The 15,906-nt window shown below is 70.3% G+C and carries 14 protein-coding genes; 8 read left to right on the top strand and 6 right to left on the bottom strand.

Features of this window, described 5'->3' with window-relative positions:
• The first annotated feature begins 8 nt into the window (after positions 1-8).
• From Manayef4_RS01860 to Manayef4_RS01840, 5 genes are all read left to right on the top strand, one after another.
• Complete coding sequence (locus Manayef4_RS01860; RefSeq protein ID WP_070130419.1) at positions 9-2,006, top strand: recombinase family protein; 1,998 nt, start codon at positions 9-11, stop codon at positions 2,004-2,006.
• Entirely contained in the window at positions 1,895-3,004 is a 1,110-nt protein-coding gene (locus tag Manayef4_RS01855) for an aminotransferase class V-fold PLP-dependent enzyme (protein ID WP_254665413.1), read from the top strand. The genes Manayef4_RS01860 and Manayef4_RS01855 overlap by 112 nt, the downstream gene beginning before the upstream one ends.
• Positions 3,005-3,216: 212 nt before the next feature.
• Complete coding sequence (locus Manayef4_RS01850; RefSeq protein WP_070130439.1) at positions 3,217-3,435, top strand: AbrB/MazE/SpoVT family DNA-binding domain-containing protein; 219 nt, start codon at positions 3,217-3,219, stop codon at positions 3,433-3,435.
• A complete protein-coding gene (locus Manayef4_RS01845) occupies positions 3,432-3,842 on the top strand; it encodes a type II toxin-antitoxin system VapC family toxin (protein WP_011436119.1) in 411 nt (136 codons plus the stop codon). Before Manayef4_RS01850 ends, Manayef4_RS01845 begins: the two co-directional genes overlap by 4 nt.
• 399 nt (positions 3,843-4,241) lie before the next feature.
• Complete coding sequence (locus tag Manayef4_RS01840; protein ID WP_011436118.1) at positions 4,242-4,931, top strand: response regulator transcription factor; 690 nt, start codon at positions 4,242-4,244, stop codon at positions 4,929-4,931.
• Positions 4,932-5,231: 300 nt separating this feature from the next.
• On the opposite strand, the gene Manayef4_RS01835 is transcribed toward Manayef4_RS01840, so the two are convergent.
• Positions 5,232-6,146, bottom strand: a complete 915-nt coding sequence (locus Manayef4_RS01835) for a hypothetical protein (protein ID WP_070130418.1) — start codon at positions 6,144-6,146, stop codon at positions 5,232-5,234.
• A gap of 179 nt (positions 6,147-6,325) precedes the next feature.
• Here Manayef4_RS01835 and Manayef4_RS01830 point away from each other — a divergent pair, with 179 nt between their 5' ends.
• Positions 6,326-6,541, top strand: coding sequence for a hypothetical protein (locus Manayef4_RS01830; protein ID WP_070130417.1), 216 nt, complete (start codon positions 6,326-6,328; stop codon positions 6,539-6,541).
• Between the two features lie 1,221 nt (positions 6,542-7,762).
• Here Manayef4_RS01830 and pyk read toward each other — a convergent pair.
• A complete protein-coding gene (gene pyk, locus Manayef4_RS01820) occupies positions 7,763-9,178 on the bottom strand; it encodes a pyruvate kinase (protein WP_070130416.1) in 1,416 nt (471 codons plus the stop codon).
• Between the two features lie 269 nt (positions 9,179-9,447).
• On the opposite strand from pyk, the gene Manayef4_RS24675 reads away from it, so the two are divergent.
• A complete protein-coding gene (locus Manayef4_RS24675) occupies positions 9,448-9,624 on the top strand; it encodes a hypothetical protein (protein ID WP_023841550.1) in 177 nt (58 codons plus the stop codon).
• A 123-nt stretch (positions 9,625-9,747) separates the two neighbouring features.
• On the opposite strand, the gene Manayef4_RS01815 is transcribed toward Manayef4_RS24675, so the two are convergent.
• The 3 genes from Manayef4_RS01815 to Manayef4_RS01805 form a co-directional block, all read right to left on the bottom strand.
• On the bottom strand, positions 9,748-11,673 hold the full coding sequence (locus tag Manayef4_RS01815) for an ABC transporter ATP-binding protein (RefSeq protein WP_070130415.1): 1,926 nt from the start codon (positions 11,671-11,673) through the stop codon (positions 9,748-9,750).
• A gap of 103 nt (positions 11,674-11,776) precedes the next feature.
• On the bottom strand, positions 11,777-12,598 hold the full coding sequence (locus Manayef4_RS01810) for an enoyl-CoA hydratase/isomerase family protein (RefSeq protein WP_011436113.1): 822 nt from the start codon (positions 12,596-12,598) through the stop codon (positions 11,777-11,779).
• Positions 12,599-12,601: 3 nt separating this feature from the next.
• Positions 12,602-12,820 (bottom strand): helix-turn-helix domain-containing protein, encoded by a 219-nt coding sequence (locus Manayef4_RS01805; RefSeq protein WP_009399485.1) that lies wholly within the window; start codon positions 12,818-12,820, stop codon positions 12,602-12,604.
• Positions 12,821-13,621: 801 nt separating this feature from the next.
• Here Manayef4_RS01805 and Manayef4_RS23745 point away from each other — a divergent pair.
• Complete coding sequence (locus tag Manayef4_RS23745) at positions 13,622-14,962, top strand: hypothetical protein (RefSeq protein WP_139139956.1); 1,341 nt, start codon at positions 13,622-13,624, stop codon at positions 14,960-14,962.
• Here the strand turns inward: Manayef4_RS23745 and Manayef4_RS01790 are convergent.
• Positions 14,870-15,895: a cation diffusion facilitator family transporter gene (locus Manayef4_RS01790; protein WP_023841552.1), complete on the bottom strand. Its 1,026-nt coding sequence runs from the start codon at positions 15,893-15,895 to the stop codon at positions 14,870-14,872. The two genes, Manayef4_RS23745 and Manayef4_RS01790, sit on opposite strands and share 93 nt — an antisense overlap.
• Positions 15,896-15,906 lie beyond the last annotated feature (11 nt).

The following is a 15,906-nucleotide window of genomic DNA, read 5'->3' as shown; positions in this document are numbered from 1 at the left end:
CACGCGCCATGGCCCGTGCGACCTCGCGTCGCAAGAGCGCGAACCGCACCCCCCAGCCCGCCGTCGACCCGCTCGACACCGTCCGGGTCGGGATCTACCTGCGGCGCTCCACCGACGACGAGCACCAGCCTTACTCCATCGAAGCCCAGGAAGAACGACTCCGTTCCTACATCGACTCCCAACCCGGCTGGGCCATCGCCCTCCGGTTCTCCGACGACGCCTCCGGCGCCACCACCGAACGCGACGACCTGCAACGCGCCCTGTCCGCGGCCCGCCACGGACTGATCGACGTCCTGCTCGTCTACCGGGTCGACCGACTCTCCCGCAACCTGCGCGACACCGTCACCCTGCTCGAAGAACTTGACCAGGCTGGCGTCGTGTTCCGCTCGGCCACCGAGCCGTTCGACACCGCGACCCCGATGGGCCGCATGCTGCTCCAGATGCTCGCGATGTTCGCACAGTTCGAGCGCGACACGATCATCGACCGGGTCATCGCCGGCATGGAACGCAAAGCCGCCAAGGGCCTATGGATGGGCGGCAACCGGCCCTTCGGCTACCAGGTCGACCGCGCCAACTGGAAACTGCTCGTCGACGAGAAGGAAGCGCCCGTCGTCCGCCTGATCTTCAACCTCTACGTCAAGGAACGGGTCGGCACCCGCGCCATCGCCAAGACCCTCAACGAGCGCGGCCACCGCACCACCACCGGCGGACCCTGGTCCGGACACCAGGTCCTCCGCGTCCTGGACAACCGCATCTACCTCGGCGAGCTGACCTTCCGCGAGATCACCGTCACCGACACCCACAAGCCGATCATCGAGGCGGCCCAGTTCGCTGAGGCCGAGAAGATCCTCACCATCCGCAGCGACGGACACACCCACCGAGCCGCCAGCGACTCCGACTACTACCTCACCGGCCGCATGCGCTGCCCGCAATGCGCCAAAGCGATGCTCGGCTCCAACGCCGGGGGACGCAACCGCACCTACCGCTACTACACCTGCTTCACCCGCCTGCGCTACAGCCGCGACCGCTGCGACGCCCCCCGCCTCGACGCCGACGCCCTCGACCAAGCCGTCCTCACCGCACTCGCCGCCTTCTACCGCGACCACCAGCAGCTCATCTCCGACGCCGTCCACCACGCCCGCCAGCGCCACCACGACGCCCACGCCGACCGCACCGGCGAACTCGCCACCGTCCAGGCCGACCTCACCCAAACCGACCAGGCCATCGACCGCTACCTATCCGCGTTCGAGCGCGGCACCCTCGACGAAGAAACCCTCGCCACCCGACTCGCCACGCTGCGCACCAAGCAGAAGCAGCTCCGCCGCCGACAGACCGAACTCACCGCCCAGATCGACGACGAACCCGTCATGCCCCCACGCGCCACCCTCAGCAAGATCGCAGGCCACATCGATACGATCATCGAGGTCGGCACCGACCTTCAGCGCAAAGCCCTCGTCGAAGCCCTCATCCACGAAGTCAAGATCCTCGGCCCCGGACGGCTCCAACCGGTCTTCAAAGTCCCCAGACCCGAGCCGAGCGAGACCGCCGCAGCCGCCCTACCAGCCACAACGCCCCCGAAGGGAGCGGTTCGTACAATGCCAAACATGGTGGAGCGGGTGGGACTCGAACCCACGACCGACGGAAACACCGTCGCAACCACGAAGTCCATACCGTCGGCACGGTGCCGCACGCGTCGTCGAGGTGTCACCCTGTTCCCGTGGACACACCGTCGATCCATCAGCCCCGCCAGCGCCGGTTCACCGACAGCGACGATCCCGGGCCGAACGAAGATCCCGAGCAGCTCCGGCTCTTCCACCGCTGGCGTGCGGCCCGGTCACCGTCGTCGGTGGTTCATCTCGACTCGGCCGGCGCGGCCCGCCCCAGTCGGGCCACGATCGCGGCCGAGGCCGCGTACCTGGAGCGCGAGAGCGCACTCGGCGCGTACGCCGCCGAGGTGGAGGCAGGCAGCGGGCTCCACGCCACGCGGGCCAGGCTCGTCAGCCTGATGGGCCCGGGACTCGACGCTGATGACCTGAGCTTCCACCATTCGGCGAGCGCGGCTTTCGCCAGCTTGCTGATGGCCTGGCGGCTCCCCGCCGGGGCGAGGATCGGCGTGGTACCAAGCGAGTACGGGTCCAACATGCTCGTACTCGCCGCCCGGGCGCTGCGCACCGCGGTCTCGCTGGTCGATCTTCCCGTCGACGAGACCGGGGTCATCGACGTCGAGACGCTCGACCGGGCCGGAGTAGCCTGCGCCGACGCACCCGGGCGCATCGGTCTCGCCGACCTCGACCTCGTGGTGTTTCCGCAGGTGCCAAGCCAACGGGGCATCGTTCAGCCGGCAGCCGCGATCGGTGCGCGCTGCGCGGCCGAAGGCGTCCCCCTGGTACTCGACGTGGCGCAGTCCCTCGGCCAGGTCGAGGTGCGCCAGACCGCGGCCAGCGCCTATATCGGAACGTCGAGAAAATGGCTCTGCGGGCCACGAGGAGCAGGATTTCTCGCCGTCCKGAAAGGCAGCGTCGATCTTCTTGATATCGCCGTGCCGAGCCTGCACAGCGCACGCTTCGACCGCAACGACCGTCCGGTTCCTCTCCCCGGACTGGCCCGGCTCGGGATAGGCGAGGCGGCGACCGTGTCCCGCAYCGGCCTGGGGCAGGCCGTCACGGAATTGACGGATTCCGGYCCGTCACTTGTCTTCGCCCGCATCGCGCGGCTGGCCGGTCAGGGAAGACGCCTTCTCGACGGGGCCGGCGGCTGGCGGGTGCGCGAGGACCCAGATTCAMCGTGCGGCATCATCACCATGCAACCGCCCCCCGGCACCGATCCGGTGGCCGTCCGGGACCGGCTCTACCGAGAGGACCGGGTGCTCACCAGTGCCATCCCCGTGGAGCGCTCCCGGGATCTCACCGGGCCGGTCCTCCGCGCGAGCGCGCACGTCTATACCGATCCGGCGGAGTTCGAAAGGCTGGCCAWGGGGCTCGAACGCATCGCCTACGATCGTTGACGCCCCGGCGGCCACCTGCCCGCAGGCCGACCAGCCAGCGCGTCTTCGGCTGTCGCCGCCCTCGTACGTGCCGCCAGCACCGCCGCCTCATRCCACAGCGTGCCCGCGCTACCGCCATCTGACCGAGTCGGCCGCGGACACCTGGTATATACTATCGATAGCTATCATGTGCGGGAGGCGTTGTGGCGGACACGGCGATCGCGAGGCTCTTCATGCACGGCAGAAGCCAGRCAGTGCGGCTCCCGAAGGAGTTCCGGCTGCCCGGTGACCGGGTGCGCGTCCGGCACATGGGAGACGGCGTGCTGCTAGAGCCGATCGCGTCCGATGTCGACGCCTGGTTCGCCGAGCTGGACCGTTTCGTGGACGTGCCGCTGTTCGAGGACGGCAGGAACCAGCCGCCGACGCCCGCCGGGGAGGACTTCTTCGGGTGAACTGCCTCCTGGACACCAGCACTGTGGTCGCACTGCTGCGGAACAAGCCCGTCGGCGTGCGGGAACGGTACCGGGAGGCCGAAGCGTCAGAGGATTATCTCGCGCTCTCGTCGGTCGTCTTGTTCGAGCTGTGGTACGGCGTGGCGAAGAGCGCTCAGGTGCCGGAGAACACCGAGCGCCTGCGGATACTGCTCTCCGGTGACCTGGACCTGCTTGACTTCGATGACGAGGATGCCCGTGCTGCCGGCGAGGTGCGCGCCGTCCTGGAGAAGGCCGGGACGCCGATTGGCGCCTACGATCTGTTGATCGCCGGGCAGGCACTGCGGCGCGGGCTGACAGTCGTTACGGCGAACACCTCGGAGTTCAGCCGGGTCACCGGCCTGAGCTGGGAGGACTGGACGAGCTAGCCGTCGTCGGCGCCCGCTGCCGGGGTCGTGCGACAGCACGGTCGGCCTGGCTCCAGGCGCGCCGCTGGCGTAGCACCCATTGCCCGCGCCGACGCCGACGAACTCGCCACGAGCCGCTAGCACGTCCGAGCCGCGCTCGGGCGTGGACGGCCGACGATCTACGATCGTCTTCTGATGGACGTGTCCCTCGTGACGCTCGCCACGCTGGGCCCTCCCCATGCTCCACCAGCTACCCGGTGGGGATCTGCTGAAATGGTTGGCGTCGCTGGATGCGGTGTCCCCGACGCACCCAGCGATCGGTGGCGCCCCCACGCTCCGCCAGCGGGCACCAACGCCCGTACGGCCTGACGAGGTCTGTCGCCTCGTGGCCGGCAAGTCCGGGAGAACGACTGGACCAGCATGAGCGTAGCGAACGGAACCACAGTACCCGCAGTACCTGGCGCCATCACCGTGGCGGCAGTGGACGATCACCCGATCGTGCTTCGCGGCCTCGCGGACCTCCTTCACGACGTCGAGGACTTCAGGCTGATCGGCACCGCCCACTCCATCGAAGCCCTGCTGGCCGGTCCGGGGCGCGGCGCCCAGGTGATCCTGCTCGATCTCGATCTCGGCGATGGCACCGCGCCGCCCCATAACATCCAGCGGCTGCTCGCGGTGGACCGCGCGGTCGTGGTTTTCAGCGCCGCGGCGGCTCCCGCGACGGTTCGCGACGCGATGCGCGCCGGCGCGTCGGGCTTCGTCCCGAAGACCGACGACATCGAGGATCTGGCCACCGCGATCCGCGCCGCCGCCGCGGGAACGGGGTGGATCTCGCCRCAGCTGGCATTCCTGCTGCTCACCGATGACGCTACGGACAAACCGGATCTGTCGCCCAAAGAGGTAGAAGCACTGCGTCTCTATGCGACCGGAATGCCCATGAAGACGGTTGCCCACAAGATGAACGTCTCCCCGGAAACGGCGAAGCAGTACATCGATCGGGTCCGGTCGAAGTACCGCAAGGCCGGGCGGGACGCGAGCACCAAGGTCGACCTCTACAAACTCGCGGTGGAAGACGGTCATCTCAACCCCGGTGCCGAGGGAACGGCCTGACCGCGCCACCAGAGTGATCACGAGGAGGTGGACCCGGCGCGCGCCCTCGCGCCACCCCCCGCACAGCGGGAGAGCGCGCGCCCGATCAAGGAACGGAACACCTCGGCGGACATCCCCTGGCCCGGCGGCCTGTCCTCCCTGTGTCCCCTTGCCTCCCCCGTGTCTCCTTGACCAGRAATATCCTCGCGGACAATGACGATTCGGTCATGACCCACATCCACCGAATCCGTTGTCCCCCGTCAAGGGGTCAGCGGAAGGACTTCGAAGCACGACCGCCGAGACCGGATCGATGCGGACAGGTCATCTTCGAGGGGGCTTCGTCCTCGGCTGGAGCAGCATCGCCCCGATCAGGGCGAGGAGGCCGGCGCCGAGGCACACCGTGATCCCTGCCTGTGGACGGATCGAGATTGCATCCGCGGAAATCGCGCGGAACGATGCGAGGGTCGGCGGCCCGTAGACCCGGTCCAGAGCGGTGATGATCACGATCAGAACTGCGATGATTCGGGCGAGGGCGACATCGATCGCACCGGCAAGCGGCCGACGCACCAACCGTCCCACCCCGATGGCACCGAGTGTGACCGCCAGGACACCGACGATGCGCCCGTCTCCGACCACAAGACCGCTGAACGTACGTGTCTCGTCGCCGCTGGACATCTCGCTCCACGGCAGGACGGAACCGATGCCGGCGCCGACGGCCRCCAGCACCACCATCAGCGCGGCGACCGGCCGGGGCGCGGTGGCCGGCGGGAAAGCGGACGGCGTCGGTTGTTCGGACGGCGTCGGTTGTTCGGACGGCGTCGGTTGTTCGGACGGCGTCGGTTGTTCGGACGGCGTCGACGGACGATGCGCCTCGGGCAAGGCCTGCGGACGCGGGACAACCGGCCGCGGCCCCGGGTCCGCACGCCGTTCCTGACCCTCCAGGTCATGGTCGTCACCCGCGCCCCGGTTCCGCCCGGGATACGCGTGCAGCCGGCGGTCAAAGGCCGGGTCGGGGTAGGGATAGGCATCGGTCACCGGCTCGCCGCCCGGCCCCGCGCCGGAGACCGGTAGGGGCCACGCCTCGTCCCTCGTGCCGGAGGGCATCGGATCCGGTTCGAGATCGGGCCTGAGCTGTCGGCGCACCTGCATGGTCGGCGGGTCGGTGGAACGCGACGCCCGTGGACGACCACGATCATGATCGAGCACATGATCATCCCCGTCGGTACGGGCGGCCATCCGACGCCCGGCCGCGGCCTCCAGGGGATCCCTTCCAGGTTCTCGATGATCCCGGACGGGAACGGGCGCCGGTACTCCTCGCGGCCGAGGACCCTCCTCAACGCCGGGAACGGGTGGCACCCTGGCACCGGAACCGGCGGAGGTCCTCGAGACGTCGCGCTCGAACCACGCGGGTCGGGATGGCGTCGGTGTCGGCGTCGGCGTCGGCGTTGGTGTCGGCGTCGGCGTCGGCGTCGGTGTCGGCGTCGGCGTCGGTGTCGGCGTCGGTGTCGGCGTCGGCGTCGGCGTCGGCGAACCGGACGCCCCGGATCGCGGTACCGGCCGGTCGGGACGAGATCCGCGGCCGCCCTCGTCCCCGCGACGTGGGAGTGGACCGTCGGGCGACGACGGGCTGATCCGTTCCCGGATCGGGGACTGTCCGGCGGGATGGGACGGGCTGGCGGACAGCTCGGACGGCGCCGGCGGGCGAGCCCGGGTCGGCGCCGGTGCCGGCAGCGGCGCGGGGACCGGCGGTGGGGAGGCACTCGTACGGCCGGGCGTCGAACGCGCGCTTCCGGCCGAACTGACCGGATTCCCCGCGCGACTCGGGGGAGGCGGTGCCGCGGGACTACCCGAACGGCTCGCGGCCGGTGGCGCCGCCGCCGGGGTGGGCGGGGGTGAGACGGGCGGCCCGGGCCACGAAGCCGGGGGCCGTCGGACGGCGCCGCGCCCCTGGCCGGAAGCAGGCTGGCCGGGTGTGTCGGTCTTCGGTGGCGTCGACCGCTTCGATGATTCCGGGGTGTCCGCCGCGGCTGGCCGGGCGGGAGCCGGCGGCACCGACCGCTGCCCGCCGCCCACGGACCGCGCCGGTGAAGCTCCTCCCAAGGGTGGAACCGACGTCGGCGGGATACGGCCGGTACCCTGCCGCGGGGCGGCAACCGCGCTCCCCGCGCTCCCGGGGTTTCCCGGCTTTCCGAAGTTTCCCGGCTTTCCGGGATTCTCTGTCTTTGTCGTGCCCTGCGGGCTTCCGGCCCGCTCCGCACCGCTCCGRCCGGCCGGATCCGCATCGGCCGAACTCGCGCTCGCTGCTCGTCCGCTCTGGGAGGAGGTCGGATTCGGCGCACGGGCGGACGTGGCGGCCGCGTTCCTCCCGGCCCCCGGGCGCGGTGCGGTCTTCTCCGTGGTCCCACCGCTCTGCCCGGTCCGGGGTACTCCGGTTTCGGGATTGGCCGCGGCGTCGCCGTTCGTCGACCGGGCGTCGGACGCCTGACCGTCCGTCCCACTTCCCTGCTCGGCCATCCCACCACTTCCTGACATACACCGTGTGCAACAGGCCGCCGGCCGACCCGGTACGGACCGGTACGGACCGGAGGCGGCCGGGCCCCGGGCCGTACCACGCCCCCAGCTTGTCCGCCTAGGCCCAGCTGGGCCTCATCATGACAGTCATCGGTCCACGCCTGACATGTGCCAGAACGGCAACGGCACAACGGGGGGCCGCGCCGGCGGGCCGCCGGTGACCGGCGGACTCGGCGTCGGCGCGGCTCGGGGTGCTCGAGGTATGCCAGTTCTCGGTCAGGGATCAAAGATCAGGGATGCGACGCTGACACCAGACGGTGGGGTCGGTTCAGACGGTGGGGTCAGATGGCCTCCCCGATGCGATGGACCCGCATCATGTTGGTCATGCCGGCCACGCCCGGCGGCGTCCCGGCGACGACGACCACCAGTTCACCCGGCTTGCATCGGCCAATATGGAAGAGGGCGCTGTCGACCTGGCGGACCATCTCGTCCGTGCTGTCCGCGAACGGCACGAGGAAGGTTTCCACGCCCCAGAAGAGCGCCATCTGGTTGCGGACAGCCGGAATCGGCGTGAAGGCCAGCACCGGGACCTCGGTACGGTACCGGGCGAGTCGCCGGGCCGTGTCACCACTGAGGGTGTGGGYCACGAGGTAACGGGCGCCGACCGCGGCTCCTACCGACGCGGCGGCCTGGGCGAGTGCCCCACCGAGCGTGCGCGGTTCGGTCCGCAGGGGCGGTATCCGGCCGAGGTCGGCCTCGGCGGTCTCGATGATGCGCGCCATGGTGGCCGTGGCCTCGATGGGGTAGGCACCGACGCTCGTCTCCGCCGACAGCATGATCGCGTCAGCGCCGTCCAGGACGGCGTTGGCGCAGTCACTGGCCTCGGCACGGGTCGGCCGCGGCGCGCTGACCATGGACTCGAGCACCTGGGTCGCGACGATCACCGGCTTGGCCCGCTCCCGGGCCTGGCTGACGGCGCGCTTCTGCACGAGCGGCACGTCCTCGAGCGGCAGCTCGACCCCGAGATCGCCACGGGCGATCATCAGACCGTCGAACGCCTCGATGATCTCGTCGAGTTCGGCGACCGCCTGYGGCTTCTCGATCTTGGCGTGGACCGGAACCCGGATCCCCACCTCATCCATGATCGCATGCACCGCCGCGGCSTCCACGGCGCTCCGGACGAAGGACAGTGCGACCATGTCCACCCCGAGGTTGAGAGCGAACCGCAGGTCAGCGGCGTCCTTCTCGGTGAGCGCCGGGACGGTGAGCGCGGCGTTGGGAATGTTCATCCCCTTGTGGTCGCTCACCGGCCCGCCGACAACGACCGTGGTGTGGACGTCGGTGTCAGTCACCCCGTCGATCTGCAGGACCAGGCGGCCGTCGTCGACCAGGACGCGATCCCCGGCCGCGACGTCGCCCGGCAGGCCCGGGTAGGTCGTGCCGACCTGATGCTGATCGCCGGGAACATCGCGGATCGTGACGGTGAACCGCTGACCGGGCAGCAGGGTGACCCCGCCGTCGGCGAAGTTCCCCAGCCGGATTTTCGGTCCCTGGAGGTCGGCGAGCGTGCCGACGCTGCGGCCGGCCGCCTCCGCGGCCTCGCGCACCCGCGCGTAAGTGACGGCATGCTGTTCGTGTGTTCCGTGGGAGAAGTTTAGTCGGGCAATGTCCATTCCCGCGTCGACGAGGGCCCGGACCTTCTCTGGCGAGCTGGTCGCGGGGCCGAGGGTACAAACAATCTTGGCTCTACGGGGCACACCCAGAGCCTAAGTACTGATCGTCGGTCATTGCACACGGGGGCCACCGGGAGGCGCGCGCGGCGGCCCGAGAAGTAGTCAGATCAGGCGTATCCGTTATATGCTGCACGTGGTCGCACGGCGGCGTACCGTTCATATCGTCCGCGCCACACCCCTGTCGGTTGACGCGCGTGATACGGGAAAGACGGCAAGGGCGCCGGACGTTCCTGGGATCCGCTTCCTCGGATGCGGAAGTCGGTAGGGCACGATCGAGTCCCCCCGGAGCCGATATGAAACAAAATCCCGCCATCCACCGCCAGCCGTCCGGCGACATCGACATCGCCGTCGCCGACGTCATGGCTCCCGCCGAGACCAGCGTCGTCGCCTCGGAGGTGCACGCCGGCAGCGCGGCCGGCGAGAGCTCCCCCACGGCCGCAGCGCTTCGTTCGGCCGAGCCCGGATCTTAGTGTCGCCACGACGGGCGGCCGTGGGCGGCGACCGGCCGCGGACCACGGCCGGTCGCCGCCCACCTGTCGGGTCGGCGCGACGCCGGCCGCCCGAACGTGGCGCGCCCGGATGTGGCCCAGGAGTCAGACCCCGACCGGTGGGGCACTGGCCCCTTCGGCCCACCCCGCATCAGCACCGACGGGCGTGACCGGGGCGAACTGGGTCCGGTACAACTCGGCATAGAGCCCGCCGCGGGCCAGCAGCTCCTCATGGGTCCCGCTCTGCACGATCCGCCCGTCGTCGACCACCAGAATGCGGTCGGCGTCGCGCACCGTGGACAGCCGGTGCGCGATGACCAGGGATGTCCGTCCCACCAGCGCGGCGGTCAGCGCCTGCTGCACGCCGGCCTCGGACTCGCTGTCGAGGTGCGCGGTGGCCTCGTCCAGCACGACGATGCCCGGTTCGCGCAGCAGCAGCCGGGCGATGGCCAGCCGCTGCTTCTCCCCGCCGGACAGGCGGTAGCCCCGGTCACCGACGACCGTGTCCAGGCCGTCCGGCAGGGAGCGCACGAGCGGCCCGATCCGCGCCGCGTCCAGAGCGGTCCACATCTGCTCGTCCGAGGCGTCCGCCCGGGCGAAGGCCAGGTTCGCGCGGATGGTGTCGTGGAACAGATGCGCGTCCTGGGTGACCACACCGACGGCGGACCGCAGGGACCGAAGGGTGAGATCGCGGACGTCGTGCCCGCCGATGCGTACCGACCCCGACCGCACGTCGTACATGCGCGGAACGAGCTGGCTGATCGTCGTCTTGCCCGCTCCGGACGGGCCGACCAACGCGATCACCTGCCCCGGCTCGACCCGGAAGGTGACATCGTGCAGCACCGGCGTGGGCACCCGCGGGTCGAGTACGGCGACCGACTCCAGCGACGCCAGGGAGACCTCGTCGGCGGCCGGATAACGGAAACCGACATGATCGAACTCGATGGTCGCCGCGCCTGCCGGCAGATCGACAGCGCCCGGCCGGTCGGCGATCGCCGGCTCCAAATCGAGCACCTCGAAGACCCGCTCGAAGGACACCAGCGCCGTCATGACGTCGACGTGCACGTTGGAGAGCTGAGTGAGCGGCCCGTAGAGCCGCCCGAGGTAGGCCGTGAGCGCGACCAGGGTACCGACCTCCAAGCTGCCCTGGGCAGCGAACCGACCGCCTATCCCGTAGACGATCGCGGTCGCGAGCGAGGCGACCAGGGTGAGCGAGACGAAGAATATGCGGCCGTACATGGCCTGGGTCACCCCGATGTCACGCACCCGCCCGGCCCGAACACGGAAGTTCTCGTCCTCCYGTTCCGCCGAACCATACAGTTGCGCGAGCATCGCTCCGGACACGTTGAATCGTTCCGTCATCGTCGTGTTCATCTCGGCGTTCAACCCGTAGCTCTCCCGGGTCAGCCTGGCCAGGCGGGGCGCCAACAAGCGGGCCGGAATAATAAATACCGGCAGCAACACGAGCGACACGAGCGTGATCCGCCAGGACAGCACCAGCATCGCGGCGAGCACGAATCCGGCGGACAGGATATTCGACAGCACCGACGACAGCGTGTTGGTGAACGCCGACTGCGCGCCGAGCACGTCGTTGTTCAACCGGCTGATGAGCGCCCCGGTCTGGGTCCGGGTGAAGAAGGCGAGCGGCTGGCACTGCACGTGCCGGAACACCTGGCTGCGCATCTCGTAGATMAGACCCTCGCCGATCCGGGCCGAGAACCAGCGCTGCGCGAGCGACAGACCGGCGTCCAGGAACGCCAGGCCCGCGACGACCGCGGCGAGCGCCTGCACGAACCCCACCCGGTGGCGCACGATGCCGTCGTCGATGATCGTCTTGAAGATCATCGGAACAACCGCACCGACAGCCGAGCTGAGCACGATGAGCGCGAGAAAGTAGGCGAGCTGCCGCCGATGGGGGCGGGCGAAGGCGACGATCCTGCGCAGGGTGCCAGGCCRCAGCGAGGTCCGGGTGACCGAACGGTCCTGTTGGAAGGTACGCATCGTGGACCAACCGTCCGTTCCCGGTCGCATCAGCCCTCCCTGGCGGCGGTGTTTAGTGTGTAACGAGGTAAGCAGGAATTGCGGACGGGCATTCCCGCAGCGGATGCGGCTCGTCGGGTGTGCTGGCTGCCGCTCACCCCGCCGCGGGGTCGTCACCGGCAGCGGAGCGGGCGATGACGACGCGTTCCCAGGCCTCGTCCTCGGCCCGCTCGTTGAGACGGCCGGAGCGGGTGGCGGGACGGGAACGCCGCGCGCCGCGCATCAGCGCCTTCACCTCGGCCGCGATGTCGCGGGGAACCGCGAGGAGCGCCGCGACCAGCACGCCGACCTGCTCGTCCAGCAGCTCACGCGGCAGGACCCGCTGGGCCAGCCCGATCCTGGCCGCTTCGTCGGCGGCGAGCTCACGGCCGGTCAGGCAGAGGTCCAGGGCATTCGCGTATCCGAGGAGCTCGACCAGCCGACCCATGGCACCGGCCGCGGGCAGGAAGCCGTCACGCGCCCAGGTCAGCCGGAAGCGCGCATCCGCGGCGAGGACCCGCAGGTCACAGGCGACCGTCACCGCGAGACCGAGGTCGCCGACCGTCGTGTCCACGACGGCCACACTGATCAGGTCGGACCGGTCGGAGACCCGCCCCATCGCGTCGCGCCACGCGCGATAGCCCGCGGCCGGGGACAGCCGCCCCTCGGCGGACGCAGGTCCTCCCTCGCCCACCCGGGGTGCGGGGTCGGTGAGGTCAGCGGCAGGCGGGGGGCAATGACCTATCCGGACAACCAGGACCCGGACCTCACCGGTCAACCGACGCAGTTCGCCGACCAGCGCCGACGCGAGAGCCGGGAACGAACCGGCCCCGCCGGTATCACCGAGGTCCGTCATCCCGATCGTGACGAGAGGCCCGGCGACCCGCACGCGCAGCCCGGCCGCCGCCGCCGCTACAGCGGCGGCGGGGACCGCCATGATTCAGGCGCTTTTCTTCTTGGTGCCCCGGGTCGCACCACCCCGGCCGCGCAGGGTCGTACCGGACTCCGAGAGGATCCGGTGGACGAACCCGTACGAACGACCAGAGGACTCGGCGAGCAGGCGGATGCTCTGCCCACCTTCGTACTTCTTCCGAAGTTCGGCGGCAAGCTTGTCCCGCTCGGCGCCGGTGATCCGGGTTCCTTTCCTGAGCTCGGCCAACGTGGCCCCCTCCGTGTTCGATGATCTGCGAACCGATCTTCACTCAGCTTGAGTAAACGCGCCACTCGAAGCAGATGTGATCCATCACACGCGACGCCGGTGCATGACCGTGCCCTCGCGTTCCTTCCTCCATGCCGGCGGTCACCAGCGATGGCACGGGTCRCACCCACCCGCTGGCACAGCAGGCGCGCATGGCCGACAGTGCTACCGAGACCAGTGTCCCCAATCCCCGGTACGCGGCCCGACAACAGCATCGGCGCGTCGCCACGAACATCGTCATCTTCGCGATCAAGATCTTCTCTCGATGCAACGCTGCAGGTACGACCATCAGTCGATCACTGTACAGAGCGAGCCGACGGACCGCGAACGCGGYCGATCGATTCGACTGATTCCTCACATCCGACACCGGTTGTCCACCTCGTCGGGGCCGGGCCCGCTCCCGTGYCAAGGCCCGATCCGGCGAGACCGCGGACGGCTCGTCGCACCCCCGCCGGCACCTCCGGCATCCGGCTCGGGAGCAACTGCGGCGCTGGGAGCGAACCGGACTCGTTACCGTGCAGTGGTGGTCGGTGACGTAATGATCTCCGGGTCGGCACCGAAGGTGCCCAGCTACGCGGCCTGCCTCGGTACGGACCGGTGAGCGCGACGGACGGCGCCTCCGACCCGACCGCTGTCGCCGCCTCCAGCCGGTCGCCCGGACCGCGTGGCGGCCTGTCCCGGCCCTGGGCTGGGTCCGCCGGGCATACCGAGGCCAGCGAGGCGGCGCTGTGGCTCATCCTGGTGGCCTGCGGTCTCGTCGGCATGTTCCTCGTCTCCACCGGCGACCTTGATCTGGGCATCGGTGACCCGCCGCTGCGCGGCGGATGGGCTCCCCGTCTCGATTCCCTCGTCCTGGTCCCGCTCGCGATCGCCGTGGTCGTGATTGCCCTCACCGCCTGGTGGGCCTCGACCATCCCCCCGGCGGCCACCCCGAACACCCCGAACACCCCGGCCATCCCGAACACCCCGAACACCCCGAACACCCCGGCCATGGCGACCGGCCCGACGAACAGGCTGCCCTGGACCGTCCTGCTCGTCCTGGGCTACGTCGGATCGCTGGCGTGGAGCGGCACGCTCGCGCTGGTCGCACCCGGGGAGATCACGGCGGATCTTCGCATCCCGGCGGATCTCCTGGCGGCGGCAAAAGCCGTCGGTGACGATCCGCTCGGCTTCCTCGCCTCCTACACCGCGACCACCACGCACGCCGCCGCGGGGACTACGGCCGTCCTGCCGACCCATCCTCCGGGCCCCGTCCTGACCGTCTGGGTGCTCACCAGGGTGGGGATGCACGGCGCGGTCGCGATCGGGATGCTGTTCACCGCCCTGGGCACGCTGGTCGTCCCCGCCGTCTCGATCGCGGTGCGCTCGTTGTGCCATGAGACGRCCGCCCGGCGCCTGGTCCCCGTCCTCGTCCTGGCCCCGTGGAACGGATGGATGGCGGCGTCCCCGGACGCCGTCACGGCTACCCTGGCCACCCTGGCCGTCGCGGTGGGGGTGGTCGGATGCGAACCGGGTCGGCGCTCGATGTGRTGGGCGCTGGCAAGCGGGCTGCTGCTCGGCCTCGCGGGGCTGTTCGGCTACGCCTCGGTCTGGCTTGGCGTGGCGGTCGCGGCGGCCTACTTCGTCCGCCGTCGCCCGATCCTCAACGTCATGACCGGCCTGGGCGCGCTCCTGCCGCTGTGGCTCTTCTACGCGTGGGGTTTCTCCTGGCCCGACGGGCTGGCCCTGGCGAGCGCGCCACGGCCGGGGCTCGCCGGCACGCTGGCCTGGATCGCCGTGGATCTGACCGTGGTCGTCCTCGTCGGCGGGCCGGTTCTCGTCCGGGCGGCGCGCCGCCTGCGGCTGACCCCGGGCTGGCCGCTGCTGGTGGGGGCCGGCGCGACGATGCTGTTCGCGACGGTCCTCGGACTGGCCGAGGGCGACGTCGAAGAGTCCTGGCTGCCGGTTTTCCCCTGGTTGCTGGTGGCCGCGGTGGYGCCCCGTCCCCGACCGGAACTGCCTGGGGACAAGCTACGGGCGGGAAACCTGCCGGTGGTACTGATGTCCCTCGGCGCCCTGAGCGCGCTCGCGCTGCGGCTCTGCCTCGCCGGCGGCACCGGCTGACGGATCCCGTCGTCGACCCGGCTCGTCGCGGAGGATGTCGGGCTCGAGGAAGATGCGCAGCGGAACCGCCACCGCGGCCCGCAGCGCCGCCTCCGCGCCGTTGATGGTGGCGGCCACCTCGGGCATCGCCAGTTCCGCCCCGATACCGATCTTGGCGGCGACGAGCAGCTCGTCCGGCCCGAGGTGCAGCGTGCGCAGGTGGATGACCGTGGCGACGCCCGGGGCGGCGGCGAGCGTGCGGCGGATGGTGGCGACCATTGCCGGGGCTGCGGCCTCGCCCACCAGCATGCCGTACGCCTCGGTCGCCACGATGACGGCCACGATCAGCAGGAGCACGCCGATGGCCAGCGTTCCCGCGCCGTCCCAGATCGGGTCGTCTAGTGCCAGCGTCAGTCCGACCCCGAGCAACGCGAAGATCAGCCCCAGCTCGGCTGCCAGGTCCTCCAGCAGGACGATGGGCAGTTCCGGGGCCCGCGCCTCCCGAATAAACCGCCACCAGGACCGGTCGCCCTTCGTCTTCTTCGACTCGCGCATGGCGGTCGCGAAGGAGTAGGACTCCAGCAGCACCGCGATCAGCAGGACGACGACCGCGACCAGCCCGCTCTCCAGCTCATGCGGATGGCGCAGCTTCTCGACGCCCTCATACACCGAGAACAGCCCGCCGAGGCTGAACAACACGATCCCGACCAGGAAGCCGGCGATGTAACGCGCCCGCCCGTACCCGAAGGGATGCTCCTCGTCCGGCGGCTGGACGGAACGTTTCTGGCCGAGCAGGAGCAGGCCCTGGTTGCCGGAGTCGGCCACCGAGTGGATGGACTCGGCCAACATCGACGACGACTGAGTGACCAGGAACGCGACGAACTTCGCCAGCGCGATACCCAGATTGGCGGCCAGTGCCGCCATTACCGCCTTGGTGCCGCCCTGCGTACTCACAAAGGTTCTCC

It is taken from the genome of Frankia sp. CgMI4 (assembly GCF_001756285.1).
GTDB lineage: Bacteria > Actinomycetota > Actinomycetes > Frankiales > Frankiaceae > Frankia > Frankia casuarinae.
The sequence above is the reverse complement of the archived record's forward strand: the minus strand, read 5'-3'. Positions and strand labels throughout refer to the sequence as shown.